Here is a 19,569-nt window from a genome sequence, read left to right on the forward strand (position 1 = left end):
ACTCTATTTGCCTACTTTGGGCTGTACAGCTTGTGGTGTGGAATTTGTATCAACAGTGTTGTACTCTTGCGAAAAGTAGTAGTAGCTTTGGGGTTCGTTTTCAGGGACAACACCATTCACAACCAACCCTAAAATATTTTGGTTTGACTGTTGCAGAAACTGTTTAGCCAAAGCCGCATTATTAGCATCTGATACTCCAGGACGGACAACAAGCAATACTCCATCTGCCATTTTGCCTAAAATTGGTGCTTCAGCATCTACATTAATTGCGGGTGTATCGATAATTGTGAAGTCGTAATCTTTGACAAATCGCCTCATCAAAGCTGCCATTTTCTGGGAATCGAGTAATGCAACAGGGTTAGGTGGTGTGACTCCTGCCGGAAGAACATCTAGATTAGGCATTGCGGATTTAATTGCTGTTCTAAATTCTGCTTGCCCAACTAAAAGATTACTTAAACCTGTTTGATTCGTTGTTTCCCAGACATGATGCTGTACAGGACGATGCATATCCGCATCCACAAGTAAGATTCTTCTACCTGATTGCGCCATTGTCGCTGCTAAATTAGCTGCTACAGTCGATTTACCTTCTTTGGGTACTGCACTAGAAACAACAATAACTTTCAGTTCCTTGTCAGAACTCAGAAACCTCAGATTTGCCTGTAACATGCGGTACACGGCACTAAAAGGCGATCGCGGGGCATTCAACACCACAACTTCTGGAATTGTGCGTTCCATTCCTTGGCGCAGGGCAGGTTTGTCTGATTTTTTAAAAGCTGGAATAATGCCTAACAATGGCAAACCATAAATTCTTTTCGCTTCATCAACTGTTTTCAGTGATTTATCTCGTGCTTCTAAGATATAAACTGTAGCTGCTGCGGCAAATCCACCTAGTAGTATTGCTGCCAAAATTGACAACTGACGAGAACCTACTGGTTCTGGAGGAACAAAAGCTGCTGAAATAATACTCGCGTTGCTTGCATTTTGGTTTTCTGCAATTCGTGCTTCTTGATAGCGCTGTTGTAACAAGTTGTATGTAGCTTGCGCGGTATCTCGTTCGCGTTCTAAATCTCCTTGTTGTTGTTCTAGTTGAGGAATACCATTGAGTTTTTGCGTGTAAGCTGTTTGTAGGTTTGATAAAGCTGTTAGTTGACTATTCAACCCTAGTCTTCTTGCCTCAGAGCGTGCTAAGTCTTGAGTCAAGTTTTGCTCATACGGACTCAGTTGTAAACCACGAATGTTTTGTGGCTGATTAGCACCAAAACTACTTTGAACTCGCTGTTGTAACAACCGTTCTAAATCAGCTTGTCTTGCTTCCGAAGACACAATACTAGGATGATCTGGCTGAAAACGTCCGCGATCTGTTGCTAGTTGTGACTCAACACGTTGAATTTCTGCGAGTAATTCTTGGACACCAGGTAACTGACTTGCGGCGGTAGCTGTACCTGCTTGTTGTAAGCCTCTACCAAGTTGTCTTTGTAGCAGTGCTGATTGTGCTTGTGCGTCTGCTAGCTGAGTTTGAATCGTATTAATCTGTCTTTGAATATCTGCAGATGTATCTACCGCAGTCCGTTTTTCTTCTGGAAGTGAGACAATTCGATTTTGTTCGCGGAAAGCACGTAAAGCCGATTCTCTTTGTTGTAAAGTTGCTTTTGCTTCTGGTAACTGCTCTTCAATAAATTTTCGCGCTGCTGCCGCTGCACTGCGGTTATTAACTATATTGTTCTCAAGATACGAAGTCATCAGAGTATTCACAACCGCTGCTGCTCGTTCTGGATTTTTATCTTTATAAGTTACTTGCAACACGTCAGTACCAGTAATATTTCTGACGCTGAGTTGGTTGAGAAGCTGAGTTGGTGAGAGTGCTCTACCTTCTTGATCGCTCAGATTAAGTTTATTAATTGTATTTGTTGTAATGGGCGCAGATCGCATCACTTCTGCTTCAGTATCAAGGGGTGTGTTTTGATATTGCAAAGGATCTAATTGCCCTATTTCTGTTCCTAATCCTGTCAGCAAGGATGTTGGACTGGTTCTACGAAATTGTAACTTTCCTTCAGCTACATAAGTTGGTTTTCGTATTAATAGACCCGCAGCAGTCAAGGCAAAAATGACACTAAAAACTATAGAAGCAGGTAACCACCGCCGCTTCAACATTAGCCAGTACTGCTGGAATCCTGTAGAAGCTTCCCTAGATTCCATAATTAACTTGTGAAAATGTTTCCGTTGAACGTAGAAAATACCAAATTACAACAATACTAACGTAACCATTCAGTAATTTGGGCTGCCACGAAATGAGGGCAACTGAGATTCCTTTTAAGAATCAGAGCGACGCAATCGACGTTGCCATTCTGCATCTATACTATCAGATTCTGCTTCTTGTTCTAAGAGATCTGTTTCGGTAGTGTAGATCAAGTCTTCTTGAGTAATCACTGTATTCGCACTGAATTGCTTAGCATAAGACATTTTTTGTTGTAAAGTCGCATCAGGATTGACTAAAGTTCCTGCTCTAAGCTGTCGCTGATGATTGCGATCGCTAATTTGACGATTCCGCCATTTGATCCAGAAATACCGTACCAGAGGAACTGCTAAAAACGCTGTACCATAGCCCAGAAGTAGCCAGTAAATACCTTGGGCAAACGCGACTAATCCTCCTAGTTCCGCAGCAACAGCACCATCGGCTAATAAAGAACCTAAAAATACAGCACCAACAAAATTTAACAAACCCAACCCTGCAGCTAAAGCGATTTGCCCAGAACTTGCAGTACTAAAGCGCCAGAGTGATTCTTGTAGATATGGTGCAACAGAACGCGATCGCCGTTGCGAGGCACTTACCTGTAATTCAGGAAAATGATACACCAATTGCCCTTGGGGGCTTACGACAGGTTGTCCGTTAAACCGAGTCAGCACAGGTAACATATAATCTTCATACTCTTGAGCGTAGCCTGTACCCACTTCATCAAGATACGGCGCAATTTGTTCGGCAACAACTGCACCTTGATTATTGCGAATGATAGTTCCAATTGTTTGCCAGCGCTGTTCTTCTAAATCGGCATTCGGATTGCCATCGCCAAATAAAAATGAGAAGATTGCCTCTAAAAAATTCTGTTCGCTGGTTTCACGACGCTGCTGTTGATAGCGCCTACCATAGTCAGGATAAAAAAACCAATACCAATTAGGACCAATCCAGAAGCGCGGCATATACATCATCCCACCACCAGAATGATCGCTGCGATTGTCATTGTCGCGATTTGCCGCGCTGATAATAATGACGATGCTCAGAAAAATAATCGCAATTGAGAGCAATAAAACAATACCAAAGGAAATCCTAATTAAATAAAACAAAACTCGCCAGACTTTTTGCCACCAAGCCTGTAGCCGCAACCGCCAAAATTTGTTTCTTAGAACTGTGTGGAGATTTTTGGGAAATTGGTAGACAATCTCACCAGACTCAGCAACTTGCATATGTCCGCCAGCTTCAGAAGCAAGTGTCAATAATCCTTGTTGTGCCAAGCTGACGTTTAATCCTGATTGAGTCGCAACGTCTCCAACAGTAACGCGGTAGCCCAGTTGTTCTACAGCTTGAATAATAGTAGGATTTGGAGCCATTCACACGCCCTCAGTCAAATCAATTGTGGATTCTTGATTTGGGATTGACCCTGCGGTACACAAAACCCTTGAGAAATCAGTATCCTTTCTTTAGTATAAGGTTCTAAGTTTTGGTCATTGAGTTGAGCGAGTGTTTATCCAAAAGCATGGCTAAGCGATCGCCTAACCACTTGAGTTAAAATTTATCTCTTGTGTTATGAGTACTGCTGCTAAAAACGACTAGACTCAGCAATACACATGAAGAATTTATTGTAAGCAACTATGGTTAAATACACCTTGCCTCAAAGTCCAGAAATTGTCCTCACCGTTTCCGGCAAAGACTCAGCGAAAGCGCGTGAGAAAGCGATGGATCAGCTGATGGAACTGATGGATGAAGGTCAACTTCCAACAGATCTTGCAGAAGGTTTTAGTTCTCAACAGCTAATTGAGTTAAAAGAATCAACCACAGAGACAGCAAGTGATGAAGATGCAGTAACGCAAGCGGTACAAGTTTTAAGCAATCTGGCTACCCTCAAGCTGAAAGTGCAAGAGTCGCGAGATGAAGCGATGGCTGTTCGGACTGCTATTGATGTATTATTTACAGATAAGTCTGTAAGTGAAGCAGAAATTACTCGCATCAAAGAAGGCTTCAAAGCATTAAAAAACTTTGCACAAGTTAATCTTCGTTATCAAGAAGCAAGAGCAAAAGCTGAAGAAGCCCGCGTTATCCTTGACCGTGCCTTGAAATCAGCAGAATCTTAGTAGATTAAGTTCTAAATTAAAATAATTCAGTGGGGTAAGCATCTTGCCTGCCCACCCACACCCGACAATGAAACTACTATCTAAGAGTTGATGAAGTTGACTTACTAGCTGCGTAATGGTAAACAATAAATTGATTGTCTTATTGAGTTCGTTTTTCTAACACAGAAACGCGAGTTTCTAGTTGATTTACTTGTTGCTTTACTTCTACTACGAGCGTTGCTAATCGATCAAACATTTGGTCTTGACTTAATTGTGCTCTTGGTCCTGGTGGAGTTGGTAGTGTAATTGGTGTTCTTGGTGACTGAACGCCACGCAATTGATTCAATTGGGCTTCTACACGGTTAAGTCGCGATCGCACACCTCTGAGATCTACTTCTAGTGCATTAATGCGAGATTGTGCTTGCGATGCAGCAGGATGAGCAAATAAACTACTCCAAGTAAATACTACGGCGATCGCTGCAATACTGAGTAATATAATTTTTCTAAACATTTTTGAGTAGGATTTTCTAGTTGTTCTGAAAAAGAGTATCCCTATTGACGAAAGTAGAATTCTCATAGACAATCGCTGTACTTTCTGCTCTAGCTAAATGCCTTGCAGAAGTTAGAGATAATTTTATACTTATTTACTAGCGATCGCGCTCATGCTAAGGCATCTGCATAAGCTTCTCATTCCACCACAAACAAATCAATTTAACACTCATGCTAAATTCTGGTTTGGTCTTAGTCTAATTTTTGCCACTCTTTATGGCATTCTAGCGCTTCAGCACGCTTTTGGTAGTGAGTATATTGTGCAAGACGATGCGCGACAGCATGTTTTTTGGATGCGGCGGTTTTTAAACTCTGCATTGTTTCCTAACGATTTAATTGCTGATTATTTTCAATCTGTTGCACCATTAGGATACGCCTTCTTTTATCGCAGCTTCGCTTTATTAGGTATTGATCCGCTATGGTTGAGTAAAGTTTTACCCATTGTTTTAGGGTTAATTACTACAGCTTATAGTTTTAGTGTTTGCTTACAGCTATTACCGATACCGATAACTGGATTTATCGGATCAATCCTCCTCAATCAAAATTTGTGGATGCAAGATGGCTTAATTTCGGCTACACCAAAAGCTTTTATTTATCCACTATTTTTAGCATTTCTCTACTATTTTTTACGACGTTCTTTCATCCTTTGTTTAATTGCGATCGCACTATTAGGACTCTTTTATCCTTCCCTCTTATTCGTTTGTACTTTAATTTTACTATTTCAAATTTGCCACTGGCGTCATTGGCAACTATATCTGTCACGTAATCGTCGAGATTATGTTTTCTGCATAGCTGGAATTGGAGTTGTTGTTCTTGTACTATTGCCTTATGCACTGCATACGAGTGAATTTGCACCTACAATTCCCATATCGACTGCAAGAACTTTGCCTGAATTCTCACCAGGAGGAAGAAGCAGCTTTTTTAATCACGACCTTTGGGAGTTTTGGTTTAATGAAAGTCGTAGTGGTATTCGGTTGACTTCCGCACTGATGCCACCACTTGTTTATGCTGGAATTTTGCTACCGATTATGTTGTTGTATCCGTCGCTGTTTCCTTTAGCAACCAAGATCCGCCGTAATATTATTCTCTTACCACAGCTGTTACTTGCGTCATTGGTCATGTTTTTCATTGCTCATGCATTGATATTTAAACTACATCTTCCGAGTCGCTACACTCAACATAGTTTGCGGATTGTTATCACAATAGCCGCTGCGATCGCTTTAACTTTATTACTAGATACTCTATTACGGCAATCATTTGCTTATCGTAGAAGAATACCTAAGTTAAAACGTGCTTTCACGTTTACCGCAGCTATCGTAATTACTCTTGCATTAATATTTTATCCATCTATATTAAATAATTTTTTATGGACAGGTTATGTTGTCGGTAGTAGCCCTAGTTTATATCAGTTTTTTCAACAGCAACCTGCAAATAGCCTGATAGCTTCACTAGCAGATGAAGCAAATAACTTGCCAAGTTTTGCTCAACGTTCTATTCTCGTTGGTAGCGAGTATGCTATACCTTATCATTGGGGATACTATAGTCAATTTCGTCAGCGTACTCTTGATCTGATTCAGGCACAATACAGTCAAGATTTAACAGACGTACAAAAATTTGTTCGGCAATACAGTATAGATTTCTGGTTATTAGAAAAAAATGCTTTTACTCCAGAGTATATTGCAAGCGATCGCTGGATTCAACAATTTCAACCACTTGCTACAAATACAATTCAACAGTTACAACAAACAGTACCGGCTTTAAGTAATATCAGTGTCCAATGTACTATTTTTGAAGTTGACAGGTTTGTAGTTCTACAAGCACAGTGTATCCAAAAACAATCGTAACTAGATTAAAATCTAAATGAATGCCTATAAAACTCCACCCAATTATTTTAAGATTTTTGTTATTAGTGCATTAATTCTAGGTATATTTTTTAGGTTTTCCAATCTAGACAAAAAAGTTTATTGGATTGATGAAGTTCATACTTCTGTGCGTGTTGTTGGTTATAAGAAAACAGAGTTTGTCGATCAAGTACCAAGCGATCGCATTATCAATGTTGGAGATTTACAAGTTTTTCAATATTTATCTCCAGAAAAAGATTGGCTAGATACAATAAATGCTTTGGCAGGTAATGCAGAACATACACCAGCATATTATGCGATCGCTCGACTCGCAATGCAAATCTTCGGTAGTTCTATCACAGTTACTCGCGGTGTTGCTGCTATTATTAGTTTATTTGTATTTCCATACATCTACTGGCTGTGTTTAGAGTTATTTGCTTCGCCACTTGTTGGATGGATTGCCATAGCATTAGTAGCAGTTTCTCCACTACATGTACTGTATGCTCAAGAAGCTAGAGAATATAGTTTACTCACAGTAACTACTTTACTCGCAAGTATTACTCTGCTGCGAGCTATGCGACAAAAATCAAAGTTAAGTTGGGGAATATATGCTTTAACGGTAGCCTTAGGACTATACTCTCATCTAATCTTTATACTAGTGTGTGTAGCTCATGGAACTTACTTATTCATTCAAGAATTTCAAATAACTAAGAATTTTATTGCTTATCTGAAAGCTTCCATAGCAGGTTTGCTTACACTTGTTCCCTGGATAATTTTATATTTTATTAATGCAAGTAGCATTGGTGAGTGGACAGCAAGAACAATTGGTATTGACACGCTTATTAAAAGATGGTTATTAAATTTAAATGCCGTATTTTTTGATATAAAGTTTGGCTATAATAACGTTCGTTTTTTTGATGTAGAAAATGGCAATGATATTTTTCAATTTAGCTTTAGTGAACCTTTATTATATTTAATTCCTTTAGTTATTGTTTTAGTATTATATTCATTTTATGTATTGTGTCGCAATACACCATTATCATGCTGGCTTTTTATATGTACATTAGTCATAATTCCTGCAAGTAGTTTGTTCATCCCAGATTTAGTATCTGGAGGACAACGCTCAAGTATAGCAAGATATTTGTTTCCCAGTTATCTTGGCATACAATTAGCTGTTGCGTATTTGTTTGCTAATCGGTTTACTACATCTTTTCAACATTGGCAACAAAAAGCGTGGCGTATTATTTTGGTTATAGTGTTATCCGGTGGAATTTTATCTTGTGTTATCATTAACCAAGCAGAAACTTGGTGGAATAAATATAGCAGCTACTATAATCCAGAGATTGCTAATATTATTAATCAAACAAATCAACCTTTAGTTATTAGTAGCCAAAAACGAGTCAGTCGAATCACGTCTCTTAGCTATGAACTTGACACCAAAGTAAGTATTTTATTAGTAAGTGAGACTGAAATTCCTAAAAATATAAGTCAATTTAGTGATATTTTCTTATTTAGACCAGAGGCAGATTTACTAGCAGCTCTTGAACAAAGTCCAAATTATAACTTAGAAATAATTCACCCTATCGGTCAACTTTGGAGAATCCGGTAGTTTTTAATTTTCTCTGAGTTTATACCCAGGGCAGGCAGATACCTACCCCATATTTAATATTTATTTTTAGTTGCGCGACTTATTTCTCTAGTCAATTTTAACTTGAAACTGCTCAATTTGTTGTTTAAGCCACTCAGAAAATAAGTTTGAGAGAATGTTATAGCGCAATACATTATCTAGCTTAGGTTGGATGAATTCCTCAACTAAAATTAAGTGTGCTCCTTGAGCAGTTAGTATTGGTTTAAGAATTGCTGGAGGAGTTGCTGAGAAAACAGCAGTAGAAATTTCTGGTTTAAGCTCTATGCGCTTAAGTTTACCTAAATATCCTCCTTTTCTGCGTAGTTCTGGATCTTGAATATATTGGTGAGCAACTTCAGAAAAACTTATCTCGCCTTCTTTAATGGCGTAGAAAAGTTCCATAGCTAAGTCCTCATCGTCTAGAATCACTTCATACATAACAATTTGAACACAATCAAGTTGATGTTCAACGAAAAAATGTTCAACTTGAGCAGCGAAGAGATATTGAGATAATTTAGAGAACAACACACTTACTGTAGCTATTTCTTCTAAATCGTCTAAAGATAAACTGTGTTTTTGCAACCATAACCAAGTAGCATCAGTGCTACCGAGATGGTTCATTAGGCGGAAATTGTCTACTGCTTGCTGAAGTTCTTCCAACTCAACTTTAATTCCTATTTCTGATGCTGCTCGTGTAATAATTTGACGAGTCATAATACTTTCAAGAATAGATGGCAATTCGCAAGAAAGCTTAATTTGATGCACAATGTCATTTTGGGAGATAGTCAATACTTCCAACATAAAAAAGCTCCTATTTGATGGTAAAAACGAATAATCAAGCAGTCGTTTTAAAGTTCTAAGCCACCTTTGTGTAATTTCTTAAATGGATCGAGGATGAAATCAATTAAACGGCGTTGCCGCACAATCACTTCTGCAGTTGCGGTTTGACCTGGTGTTAAGGCAATACTTTGGGATTGAATGTCAGTTTGAGCGATCGCAATGTCAAGCCAGTGATATCGTAGCCGTCGATTAAAATCTTCCCTTGTGTTGAGGGATAAAGACCCAAAAGCAGTTTAGAAATCGTTGTTTTCCCCGAACCGCTGCGCCCAACCAACGCTACCATTTGTCCTGGTTGCACATCAAAACTAATATTTTCCAGCGTGTTGATATCACTTTCTGAGTGGTAGCGAAAAGTAACTGCAAGAAACTGAATATAGCCTCTAATTGGCGGAAGAAATTGACGAGTTGATAAGTGCAAGTCTTCTTCAGGTTCAGCATCAATCACGTCACTGATACGTTCAACTGCAATGACTACTTCCTGCAACTCATTCCACAGCACAATTAACCGCTGAAAAGGGTTAATGACATTTCCTAACAACATATTGAAAGCAACTAATTGCCCAATTGTGAGTTCGTTTTGAATAACTTGCCAAGCGCCAAACCACAGCAACGCCGTAGTCACTATAGCTTCGATACCTGAGCTAAAAATTTGCAGCGTGTTGCCGATGACTTGTCCAGAAAATGTCTTTTTAATTGACTTACCAAACAGTTCCTCCCAATGCCAGCGCACTGTCTGCTCAACCGCCATCGATTTGACTGTGCGGATACCAGTCAGGGATTGAATTAAGTACCCAGTCTCTTCGTTGTAAGCACCAAAAATCTCTCGTGAAACACGTTGCAAGAAGGGTGTAGCAATGAGTGCTAGTAAGACAAACGGTGGGATAATGACTAACGTTAGTAGCGCCATCTTCCAGCTATACCAAAACATCAATCCTACATAGATGAATACTGTCAGCAAATCGAGAAAAATTGATAGTGCTTCACCCGTAAGAAAGCGTTGAATCTTGCGATTTTCTTGTACGCAAGAAATGATATCGCCCACGTAACGAGACTCGAAGTAGCTTAAGGGTAGTCGAAAGGTATGGCTAATGAAACCAACAATCAGCGCTAGATCGACTTTGTGAGCAGTGTGATCTAGCAGATATTGCCGCAGTCCAGTTCAGGATTGTCTGAACTAGTTGCTTGAGGGCTAGCTGTCGCCCTTGAGTTAAAGGTGGGTAATGCTGAGCAATTAGGGCTAGTTGCTTGAGTTGCTCATTTACTTCATTCTCCGATTGATTCATGTGCAACTTTAAATAGTGTCAAAGAGTCAATGCAAGCCTCTAAAATGATCTCTCGGACTTTATTTGCTAGTTTTATGCAAAATTTAAAGTGCTGTCACAAAACTTTAGTCACTTTGAAGGATAGCCATCTTTTGCTGTCTCAATCCACACGACCATAACGTGCGACAATGGGATCGTTAAAATTGGCTTGTGTTAAATACGCCCACATTTGATCTCCCAAGGAAAAATGCCACCATTCACTGGGATGACGTTGGAAGCCTGCAGAATGCATCACCTTAAATAGTATCTGGCGATGATGGTGATATTGTTGTGCCTCAGCACAAGTACTATTGACATAGTAGTTGGGATGCGATCGCTCTGATAATTCATCAATCGCAGAACCCATATTCACGTTCTCACCCATACTATTAACTAGTGTGATATCAACTGCTGCACCAGTACTATGTGGGGGTGGATAGCGCTTGTCTAAACTAGGTACTGCCCAAAGCTGATAAACTTGTTCCCAAATTTCTTGACGTTGAGTTGCGGATAAATTACTTACTTGCAATCCAGTAGTGCACGCAACTTGCTGGAACGTGTAATCTACCATAAATTGCTGCACAGCTACAGGACGATAAGCATCAAAAATAAGAATTCGCCAAGAAGGATACTGTTTTTGCAGTTGAGTTTGAGCAACAAGTAAAGCCGATACAACACTTTGACGTAAATAATAAGGAGAGCGATCGCTATAAATTGCTCCTAATTGCTGATAAGGATGAGGAGAAACTACCGCAAACTTTTCTAGAGGAATCGGAACAAGTGGCTCATGACACTCTAAAATTGGAACTTGCTGATAAGGCTTCTCCATTAAGCTTCCTGCATCAATGCGAGTGGGAATTCATTCGCAGCTAAACAAACCATATCCACCCTTTGTCGAGTCGTGAGTTCAAGAAAGTTAAAGCAATTGTTCAATTCAAAACTCAAAACTTTGCTGAGATTAAAAAGGTCGTTATGCTAAATCCGTAAGACTTCAATGGCAGAAATCAAAGGAAAGTCTTTTTCTGCTTTGAAAGTGAGAGTTAACTTGCCATCGGTGACTTGTACACCTCTAATTGCGACCATTGTTGCGTTTAAAGCACCACCAGCAGCCTTTGAGATGTCGTAGTTATTCATCACAAGTTTACCTTCTGCAAGGACATCAAACACGCGTCTACCAACACCACCAGGACCCCTACCAGGCGCACCCCAGTAGGTTTCGGCAAAATGTAATCGCACTTCAAGATTACTTGGATTGATAACTGGGAGGTTAAAGTTAATCACGCGCGATGCTAGAGGAGTGTTATTGGCAATTTTCCCGCGATAAGTTTGGTAAAGCTTATCACTAGTTGTATTTGCGATCTGCACATTCCCAGCATTCTCTGCTTGTGCATTTGTTGGTGAAAGCCAGCCTTTCCCTGTGTCAGAAGACCACACTTTACCTGTGCTATCTGTAAAAGAAGTGTTACTTCCTACATTAATTCGATACAGAGTATTTCGCGTTTCTGGCTTGATGTTGCTGACTAAATAAACGTTGTCTTGGTAATCGTAGTTAATTCCAGAGTAGTCCATTGCAACAATCCAAGTGTTGGGAATCACTTGTCCTTGGCGATCGCGAACTGCCCAAAAACGAACGTGATGACCACTCGGTCCAGGACTACCTTTTTGTTGGTCAATTAATTGATTATTTTTTGTTGGATCGCTCCACTCTTGGTCAATTTTAAAGCCAAAAGCTCCATTGGGAGTAAAAGAACCTTGTGCAGGTTGTACCAAATCTCGTTTACGTGGTAGCAGCGTTTGTCCATCAACACCTGTGTGGGTAAAAACAATCTTAGTTGCGTCGCTACCTTTGCTATGCCAGGAAATTGTCGCAGTTTTATCTTGGGTATGATAAGCTGCTAACTGCCTCACAGTGACAGGTTGAGCAGCATTTGCCCGTTGCCAATAGGCGGAAAGAACTTCATCACCCACAGCTTGTACTAAACCATTTTGATTGAGTTTTTGTCCAGGACCAGTCACTTTTGTTTGATAGCCAAAAACTCGCAAAATCTCATTTAGACTGGGTTCTTGATTGCCTTCGGATACTGATTGCCAGAAACCCGAAAGTTGGATAACTTTATTTGCCTCATCAGCATCGTTAGACTTGATAGTTAATGTACCATTGTGAATATTGCCACTCGTTGCTTTAAAGCGGACTCGTAAATCAAGCTGTCCTCCAGGAGCAATTGTTGTGGGAACTTGAATGTTATTGAGCAATTCCCAAGGTCCTGTAATTGGTACGCCTGTGATTCTGAGAGGGCTACTGCCCAAGTTTTTGGTTCGTAGCGTAACCGTATCGTGAACTCCATTATCAGGTGGGTCGCTCAAGCTACCAATACGACTAAAGACAAGGCGATCGCTATAAGGTACATTGTCGAGGTTTTGAATTTCAATTTCAGGACCACTTGCTGCAGCTTGAACTGAAGAATGTTGTCTTAAAGGTGAAAGTGTACTTAAAGCCTGCGATTCATTGAAACTGTTAGTTTGTAGTAAGCTGTTGCTATTCGACTCAAAAGATCGATGATTTAAAGTATCTGACTGATAGTTGAGCGTCATTGCAGACCTAGTAGGTTTAATAAAGGTAAAAAAGTACTTGCGATCTACCTAAAATCTCTACCATATTCAGGCAAGAAATATTCACAAAAATTATTTACCTAACGACTCACCGCTGACTTATAGATCCAGTAGGAGAAACACGCCAAATCTTAATCGTGCGATCTTTACTAGCAGTAGCAAAATTTAGCCCATTCTGACTAAAAGCTACACTCGTGATTCCTTGAGAGTGATCGGCAAGATTGCGAACAACTTCTCCATTTTCCATATTCCACAGTCGAATAACTCGATCTTCACTCGCTGTTGCAAAAGTTTCGCCATCACCACTAAAGCTAATTGCTGTCACTTCTTTTTTGTGTGCAGCTATAGTACGCCGAAGTTCGCCATTACTGGTGTTCCAAAGTTTGACTTCTCCGATATTACTGCCACTAGCTAGGGTTTTATTGTCAGGACTAAAGGCAACCGAGTAGATTGGTCTTGCGTGTCCTGATAAAGAATGAAGTAACTTACCTGTTTTCATACTCCAGAGGTTTGCTCTTTGGCGAAAAGTACCAGTAGCAATCATTTCTCCATTTGGACTCATTGCGATCGCTGCTACGCCTCCATCATCTGTAATTGTCCGCAGAAGTTGTCCTGTTCTGATATCCCATATTTTGATGGTGCGGTCATTACTTCCACTCACTAAAATCACACCGTTAGGACTAAAGGCAATAGAACTTACCCAATCTTTGTGTCCGGCTAGCGTGCGGATGATTTTACCTGACTTGAGATCCCATAATTTGATTGTTTTGTCACCACTTGCACTTGCTAAAATTTGGCTATTCGGAGTGAATGCTACTGAACTAATCCAGTCTTTGTGTCCTGATAGTGTGTATTGCAGCTTTTTGGCACCCAAATTCCAAACTTTCACAGTGCGATCGCCACTTCCACTAGCCAGAACTTGTCCATTGGGGCTAAATTTTACTGTGTATATTGGTCGAGCATGACCACCGCTAATTGTATCTACTGAGAGTTTTCCACGCCACGCATTTGCCGCTGCCAAGATATTTTGTGTCTGTAGCTGTTGAGTTTGTCTTGCTGTTAGCTGTGGTATTGCTGGTAGTGCAGATAACGGCATAACACTAAAATTTAATAATGGAAGCGCGGTAAACACAATTGCTTGTAAAGACATAGCTACCTTTTTCGGTGATTGCACAACTAACTGTATTAGCCTACCGAGGCTTTTGGCTATTCATAGGCTCAGTGTAAAACTCTCTGATTGAGAAAGCTAATCTGATGAATAGATTCCTGCAACCTAGCTTAAATTGTCGCGATTCATCAATTTAATGTATTTGACTTATTCCTAGCAAATGCAGCAGAAAATATTGTCATTTTATGTCAAAATTATTGTGGAAACTTACATCTCTTAATAGAACAAGCAAATTCTGAAAAGCTGTTATCCAAAATTACTAATGTTGACAAAATCTAATTTGTATGCGTAGCTACAAAATTGTGCGTATTTTTGCATGTTACTCATGATTATTAGGTGTTGCTGATTTGTGAATAGAGTATGTGAATAAAGCGCGTAGAAGCTACTGAAGGCAATTTTGTTCCTGAACTTTACAAAAAAAAACATGCCACAACTTTTGGCATTTTTCATTGAATTATCCATTGAATTAGCAACTATTTTTTAATTTGTTTAAACTGAAATTTAAGCTGATCAATGAATTCAAATTAGTAAAAGTGGTGGAGTAGTTGTCACTTTTACCAAAGCGATTCAACTCTTGGGGAGAGTTAAGCAATGATAGGCAAATTGCTAGGTGGGCGATACCAAATCGTAGATGTTTTAGGCACTGGTGGCTTTGGTCAAACGTATGTTGCCCAAGACATCCACCGACCAGGTAGTCCTAAATGTGTTGTAAAACACCTCAAGCCTGCTAGCAGCAACTCCAGTTTTTTAGAGAATGCACGGCGTCTCTTTCAATCTGAAGCGCAAACCTTAGAGAAGCTGGGTAGTCATGACCAAATCCCGAGACTACTCGCTTACTTTGAGGAAAACGAAGAATTTTACTTAGTTCAAGATTTTATTCAAGGTCATCCATTAAGTGTGGCGTTACAAGCAGATAGACGCTGGAGTGAGGGAAGAGTCTATCATATGTTAAGCGAAGTTTTAGGCATTTTAGAATACGTCCACAGCCAAGGAGTGATTCATCGCGATATCAAGCCAAACAACTTAATTCAACGCCAAGAGGACAACAAGTTAGTCTTGGTTGATTTTGGTTCAGTAAAGCAAGCGTGGACGCAAGTTGTGACTGCCCACGGACAGACAAAAACAAGTTTTGCTCTAGGAACCCCAGCAACAATTGGTATCGGCACGCCAGGATATATGCCCACTGAACAAGGGCGAGGAAGACCGCGTCCGAATAGTGATATTTATGCCTTAGGTGTTATTGGCATTCAAGCCCTAACTGGTCTAAGTCCGATGCGTTTTCAAGAAGATTTGGACACGGGCGAAATTTTGTGGTTACACACAGTAGCGCAAGTTGACTCGGCACTTGCTCACTTACTTTCAAAAATGGTGCGTTACCACTTTAAAGATCGCTATCAAACAGCAACAGAAGTTTTGCAAGATCTCGCACGCATCAACATACCAGAAGAACCAGCAAATACAGCAGACTTTTTATTAGAACAAGTTCCGCTACCATGTCCGCCACAAAGCACTATCATTTTTACTGAAGACACCAGAACATCAGAACTTCAACACGTTGTTCCAGTTACCTTAGCAGGATCTACAGAGCTGTACACTGGTCAAATTAGCTCGCAGTTAGTTAGCCCAATCATTGAGCGATCGCCTCTGGCGCTGAGAAGAGCGCAATCGCTTGCTCCAAGTCGTCAAATGAGTGTTACACAACTGCCACCACCCCTCCCCCCACAACCCTTGTCTGACCAGACAAGTACTTTTGCGCTGCCAGTCAATTCAGTTAACAACACTTACATTGATCCACCATCAAATAACCCTGCAAGTACTAGTCATACGGTTCAAAGTAAATACAAGCTGCGTATTGGTGCAGGAATTACAGCAATTATTTTGAGCTTAGTTGCAGGATATGCCATCTACTGGCAACCACGTCCTAGTATCTCTAAGCCGATAGAACAAATGAAGTCACTCAAAGCGGAAGGAAGATATGAAGAGTGCGTTAGTCAGGCTTCTAATTTGTTAGAGAAATCCAGCTATGATGCAGATGCGCAGTCAATTTTATATGAGTGTCAAGTTGCCCAAGCCATAAGATTTGCAGGAGAACGGAACTTTCATGCTGCAATTATAGAAGCAAGTAAAATACCATCTTCGGCAGCTTTTTATCAAAATGTTCAGCAGCTGATTGAACAGTGGTCAAATAGTATCCTAGAAACTGCAACTAACGAATATCAAGCAGGCGATCTGCAGCAAGCGATCGCGATCGCGCGACACATTCCTGAATCAAGTCCTGTTTACTTAGAAGCGCAAACAACAATCAAACAATGGAATACTGAGTGGCAAAGTAACAATCAACACATTGAAGCTGCTAAAACCGCTCTCAAAGCTGAAAAATGGGAACAAGCGATCGCCGAAGCGAATAAAGTTTTAGACACACTCTATTGGCAACAACAAACACAGCCAATTATTCAAACCGCCGAATCAAAGCTTGCAGAAGTTAAGAAAACTGCTGTTACAGCACAGTCAACAACTAGCCCTCAGAAAACAACTCCAGCAGTCCGTACTGCTGCGATCGCAAAACCTGCATCTACGACAACTCCAAGACGCACAGTCACGCCAACGACTACAAAACGAGTGACTCCTCAACGCAGAAGTACTCCAGTAGTTCCAGTTAAACGCGTTCAACCACGCCCTGTTAATCGAACTACTACAAGAGTTGTCCGCCGCCCCGCAGCAACTCAAGCGCGACGTAGCACCCCACCACGTACCGCGACTTCTGCAAAGCCATCATATAGTTGGACAACAAAAACTATACCTTAAGCAAAAGTATTGCCCAAAATTTTCCTTTGCTTGAACTCGAACAACGGTGGTATTGCTTTTTACCTTGCTAATCAAGAATTAATTGATCAGTACTTAAAGATGGTTATTGAGTTTTCAATAGCTATCAGTGCAGCTAGCCACCTGATACTGTGTTGCAACCTGTATCAAATTTATCTGTGAGTGGCGGTTCTACAATCAAGTCAATCAAGCTATCGACGATGCGATCGCGCTCCATCGGTAAAATATCCTTACCATGCAACATCTCTTGCACAATCATAAAATGCACAACAGCACCAACAAAGATTCTTGCTGTTGCTTCAGGATCAGATAGCTTAAGTTGCGGACAATGCGTGAAATAGTGACACAGCCTTCTAAATGCAGTCTGTTCAATATTACGAACAAAAGCACGAGCTAATTGCGGAAATCGTCCCGACTCTCCTAAAATCAGCCGCATAAAATTGAGAAACTGGGGTTCAGTTGTCCCAATATCTAAGGCTCGATTAGCAAAATTTCTCAGAACAACTTGGGGTGGCATTTGTAAAATCTGCTCGTCTGCTGTACCAAAAATAGATTGGAATCTTTGCTCAACTAAACGTTGGATGAGCGCAATAAATAAACTTTCTTTGTCTTGAAAGTGACTATATACCGTCGCTTTTGAAACTTTGGCGGCGATCGCAACTCGATCCATACTCGTTGCTGCATAACCATGAGTTAAAAATTCTTGCATTCCACCTTCTAAAATGGCTGCGGTTTTTTCTGGAGAAAGCTGTCTATCTGTACGTCCAGGTTTTGCCTGTCTCATGCCAAGTTGTCCTTAAGAAAGTTGAATCATCAATCTTACCTTGACATTCTAAACTAATCAGTTTAGTCTAATAGCTACCTGAACTAATCAGTTTAGTTCATTGCTTCTGAAACTAGGAGGCATAAAAGTATGCAAAACATCATTCAAACAGACGTCATCATCGTCGGAGCAGGTCCTACAGGGCTTTCGCTAGCGGTGCAGTTAATGCGCTACAACATTGATTTTGTCATCTTTGACAAGAAAGAAGGAGTTACTGAGCTATCCAAGGCGCTGGTAGTGCATGCTCGTACGTTGGAAATTTACGACCAAGTGGGCTTGGCGAAAAAAGCAGTTGCAGGGGGAGAACAGGTGCAAAAAGTCGCCCTCATGCATGACGGTAAAATCAGTACCCGCCTCGATTTTTCAGATTTTGGTAAGGGACTCAGTCCATTTCCATTTATGCTTGTCTTTGAACAAAGCAAAAACGAGCATTTACTCTACGAACATCTCCAGCGCAACGGCAAGACTGTTCAATGGCAGACCGAATTAGAAACCTTGACACAAGATACAGACAGTGTAAGGGTGGTGGTCAAAACTATCAGTGGCGAAACGCAAATAATCGAAGCATCCTATCTAGTGGGGTGTGATGGTGCGAGTAGTCCCACGCGGCAGATCCTCGGTCTGCCCTTTGAAGGTTCAACGCATCCGCGCTTATTTTATGTCGCTGATGTGCAGATGGAATTTTCAGGGGACGAGGGCACGGGGTATCCAGTACTGGGGCATGACTCCTTTGTGCTGATGGTGCCAATGCAAGGTGAAAACCGCTGGCGGCTGATCGGTAACTTGCCTGAGTATGAAGACGAAATTGATCGAGAAGTTCTGTTTGATGCAATCGAACATAAAGTGAAGCAATTAGTGCAACTCCCGCTGGAAATTACAACTTTACACTGGTTTTCGACATACAAGGTTCATACTCGGCTGGCAGAAACTTTCTCGGTTGGTAGATGTTTTCTCGCAGGTGATGCAGCACATATTCATACGCCTGCGGGGGGACAAGGCATGAACACGGGTATTCAGGATGCTTACAACCTTGCTTGGAAGCTGGCTTTCGTTTTACGGGGTAATGCTCACAATTCATTGCTAGCAACTTACAACGAGGAACGCGTAGCGAATGCGAAACGGTTGTTACAGACGACTGACCAATTTTTTGATGTCGCAGCAAGCGATCGCTGGTATTTCCGTTTCTTCCGCGACAATATTTTTCCAAGCATTGCGGGGTTTGTGACCCAGTTTAGTGCAGCAAGAGAGTTTCTGTTTCCCATGATTTCGCAAATCGGACTGGACTACTGCGATAGTTCTTTAAGCCAACATCAGCAAAGCCACTTCGAGGTCAAAGCAGGAGATCGAATGCCGTATTTTCTTGTCAATGGTGAGAACGTTTACGATCAGTTGCGCAGTCCTAAGTTTCACTTACTCGTGTTTTCTGATGGGCAACAAAATTATGAGTATCTGAAACTGGAACTTGAAGAATTCGGTGAGTGTATCGATTTTCATATCATTCCGCTTTACCCAAAAGTTGTTGAAATTTTCGGTAGTCAGAAACCATTCAAAGTGCTGCTGCGACCGGATAACTACATTGCATTACTCTCGCCAGACTGTTCTTTAGAAGACCTCAAAGCCTACTTCCGTAAGATTGGACTAACTTAATATATCTGCGCTTTCAG

General features: G+C 40.7%; 13 protein-coding genes and 1 pseudogene. 5 read left to right on the top strand and 9 right to left on the bottom strand.

Annotated elements, in window-relative coordinates; all coding sequences use genetic code 11:
• Positions 1-3: 3 nt before the first annotated feature.
• Positions 4-2,196, bottom strand: a complete 2,193-nt coding sequence (locus tag IQ230_RS12975) for a GumC family protein (protein ID WP_193932399.1) — start codon at positions 2,194-2,196, stop codon at positions 4-6.
• 114 nt (positions 2,197-2,310) lie between these two features.
• A complete protein-coding gene (locus tag IQ230_RS12980; RefSeq protein ID WP_193932400.1) occupies positions 2,311-3,603 on the bottom strand; it encodes a hypothetical protein in 1,293 nt (430 codons plus the stop codon).
• A 261-nt stretch (positions 3,604-3,864) separates the two neighbouring features.
• On the opposite strand from IQ230_RS12980, the gene IQ230_RS12985 reads away from it, so the two are divergent.
• A complete protein-coding gene (locus tag IQ230_RS12985; RefSeq protein ID WP_193932401.1) occupies positions 3,865-4,344 on the top strand; it encodes a hypothetical protein in 480 nt (159 codons plus the stop codon).
• A gap of 139 nt (positions 4,345-4,483) precedes the next feature.
• On the opposite strand, the gene IQ230_RS12990 is transcribed toward IQ230_RS12985, so the two are convergent.
• Positions 4,484-4,834 (bottom strand): hypothetical protein, encoded by a 351-nt coding sequence (locus IQ230_RS12990; RefSeq protein ID WP_193932402.1) that lies wholly within the window; start codon positions 4,832-4,834, stop codon positions 4,484-4,486.
• 151 nt (positions 4,835-4,985) lie between these two features.
• Here IQ230_RS12990 and IQ230_RS12995 point away from each other — a divergent pair, with 151 nt between their 5' ends.
• A complete protein-coding gene (locus IQ230_RS12995) occupies positions 4,986-6,716 on the top strand; it encodes a hypothetical protein (protein WP_193932403.1) in 1,731 nt (576 codons plus the stop codon).
• A 16-nt stretch (positions 6,717-6,732) separates the two neighbouring features.
• Positions 6,733-8,322 (top strand): glycosyltransferase family 39 protein, encoded by a 1,590-nt coding sequence (locus IQ230_RS13000; RefSeq protein ID WP_193932404.1) that lies wholly within the window; start codon positions 6,733-6,735, stop codon positions 8,320-8,322.
• Between the two features lie 87 nt (positions 8,323-8,409).
• Here the strand turns inward: IQ230_RS13000 and IQ230_RS13005 are convergent, their stop codons facing one another.
• From IQ230_RS13005 to IQ230_RS13025, 5 genes and pseudogenes are all read right to left on the bottom strand, one after another.
• Positions 8,410-9,141: a peptidylprolyl isomerase gene (locus tag IQ230_RS13005; RefSeq protein ID WP_193932405.1), complete on the bottom strand. Its 732-nt coding sequence runs from the start codon at positions 9,139-9,141 to the stop codon at positions 8,410-8,412.
• 184 nt (positions 9,142-9,325) lie between these two features.
• Positions 9,326-10,339, bottom strand: a pseudogene (locus IQ230_RS13010) (peptidase domain-containing ABC transporter); the annotation flags it as partial.
• Positions 10,340-10,602: 263 nt separating this feature from the next.
• Positions 10,603-11,310: a M15 family metallopeptidase gene (locus IQ230_RS13015; RefSeq protein ID WP_193932406.1), complete on the bottom strand. Its 708-nt coding sequence runs from the start codon at positions 11,308-11,310 to the stop codon at positions 10,603-10,605.
• A 146-nt stretch (positions 11,311-11,456) separates the two neighbouring features.
• A complete protein-coding gene (locus IQ230_RS13020; RefSeq protein ID WP_193932407.1) occupies positions 11,457-13,073 on the bottom strand; it encodes a malectin domain-containing carbohydrate-binding protein in 1,617 nt (538 codons plus the stop codon).
• A 106-nt stretch (positions 13,074-13,179) separates the two neighbouring features.
• Positions 13,180-14,241 (bottom strand): WD40 repeat domain-containing protein, encoded by a 1,062-nt coding sequence (locus IQ230_RS13025; protein WP_193932408.1) that lies wholly within the window; start codon positions 14,239-14,241, stop codon positions 13,180-13,182.
• A gap of 609 nt (positions 14,242-14,850) precedes the next feature.
• Between IQ230_RS13025 and IQ230_RS13030 the strand changes: the two genes are divergently transcribed.
• On the top strand, positions 14,851-17,064 hold the full coding sequence (locus IQ230_RS13030) for a serine/threonine-protein kinase (protein WP_193932409.1): 2,214 nt from the start codon (positions 14,851-14,853) through the stop codon (positions 17,062-17,064).
• Positions 17,065-17,197: 133 nt separating this feature from the next.
• Here the strand turns inward: IQ230_RS13030 and IQ230_RS13035 are convergent, their stop codons facing one another.
• Positions 17,198-17,866 carry a TetR/AcrR family transcriptional regulator gene (locus IQ230_RS13035; RefSeq protein ID WP_193932410.1) on the bottom strand — a complete coding sequence of 223 codons (669 nt, stop codon included), beginning with the start codon at positions 17,864-17,866 and terminating at the stop codon, positions 17,198-17,200.
• A 129-nt stretch (positions 17,867-17,995) separates the two neighbouring features.
• Between IQ230_RS13035 and IQ230_RS13040 the strand changes: the two genes are divergently transcribed.
• Positions 17,996-19,552 (top strand): FAD-dependent monooxygenase, encoded by a 1,557-nt coding sequence (locus tag IQ230_RS13040; protein WP_193932411.1) that lies wholly within the window; start codon positions 17,996-17,998, stop codon positions 19,550-19,552.
• Positions 19,553-19,569: the final 17 nt, after the last annotated feature.

The sequence above is a fragment of the Gloeocapsopsis crepidinum LEGE 06123 genome, from assembly GCF_015207655.1.
Classification (GTDB): domain Bacteria; phylum Cyanobacteriota; class Cyanobacteriia; order Cyanobacteriales; family Chroococcidiopsidaceae; genus Gloeocapsopsis; species Gloeocapsopsis crepidinum.

Excerpts from the sequence above, each read along its gene's own strand:
- IQ230_RS12975 (WP_193932399.1), bottom strand. The coding sequence starts at position 2,196 with ATGGAATCTAGGGAAGCTTCTACAGGATTCCAGCAGTACTGGCTAATG.
- IQ230_RS12980 (WP_193932400.1), bottom strand. The coding sequence starts at position 3,603 with ATGGCTCCAAATCCTACTATTATTCAAGCTGTAGAACAACTGGGCTAC.
- IQ230_RS12985 (WP_193932401.1), top strand. The coding sequence starts at position 3,865 with ATGGTTAAATACACCTTGCCTCAAAGTCCAGAAATTGTCCTCACCGTT.
- IQ230_RS12990 (WP_193932402.1), bottom strand. The coding sequence starts at position 4,834 with ATGTTTAGAAAAATTATATTACTCAGTATTGCAGCGATCGCCGTAGTA.
- IQ230_RS12995 (WP_193932403.1), top strand. The coding sequence starts at position 4,986 with ATGCTAAGGCATCTGCATAAGCTTCTCATTCCACCACAAACAAATCAA.
- IQ230_RS13000 (WP_193932404.1), top strand. The coding sequence starts at position 6,733 with ATGAATGCCTATAAAACTCCACCCAATTATTTTAAGATTTTTGTTATT.
- IQ230_RS13005 (WP_193932405.1), bottom strand. The coding sequence starts at position 9,141 with ATGTTGGAAGTATTGACTATCTCCCAAAATGACATTGTGCATCAAATT.
- IQ230_RS13015 (WP_193932406.1), bottom strand. The coding sequence starts at position 11,310 with ATGGAGAAGCCTTATCAGCAAGTTCCAATTTTAGAGTGTCATGAGCCA.
- IQ230_RS13020 (WP_193932407.1), bottom strand. The coding sequence starts at position 13,073 with ATGACGCTCAACTATCAGTCAGATACTTTAAATCATCGATCTTTTGAG.
- IQ230_RS13025 (WP_193932408.1), bottom strand. The coding sequence starts at position 14,241 with ATGTCTTTACAAGCAATTGTGTTTACCGCGCTTCCATTATTAAATTTT.
- IQ230_RS13030 (WP_193932409.1), top strand. The coding sequence starts at position 14,851 with ATGATAGGCAAATTGCTAGGTGGGCGATACCAAATCGTAGATGTTTTA.
- IQ230_RS13035 (WP_193932410.1), bottom strand. The coding sequence starts at position 17,866 with ATGAGACAGGCAAAACCTGGACGTACAGATAGACAGCTTTCTCCAGAA.
- IQ230_RS13040 (WP_193932411.1), top strand. The coding sequence starts at position 17,996 with ATGCAAAACATCATTCAAACAGACGTCATCATCGTCGGAGCAGGTCCT.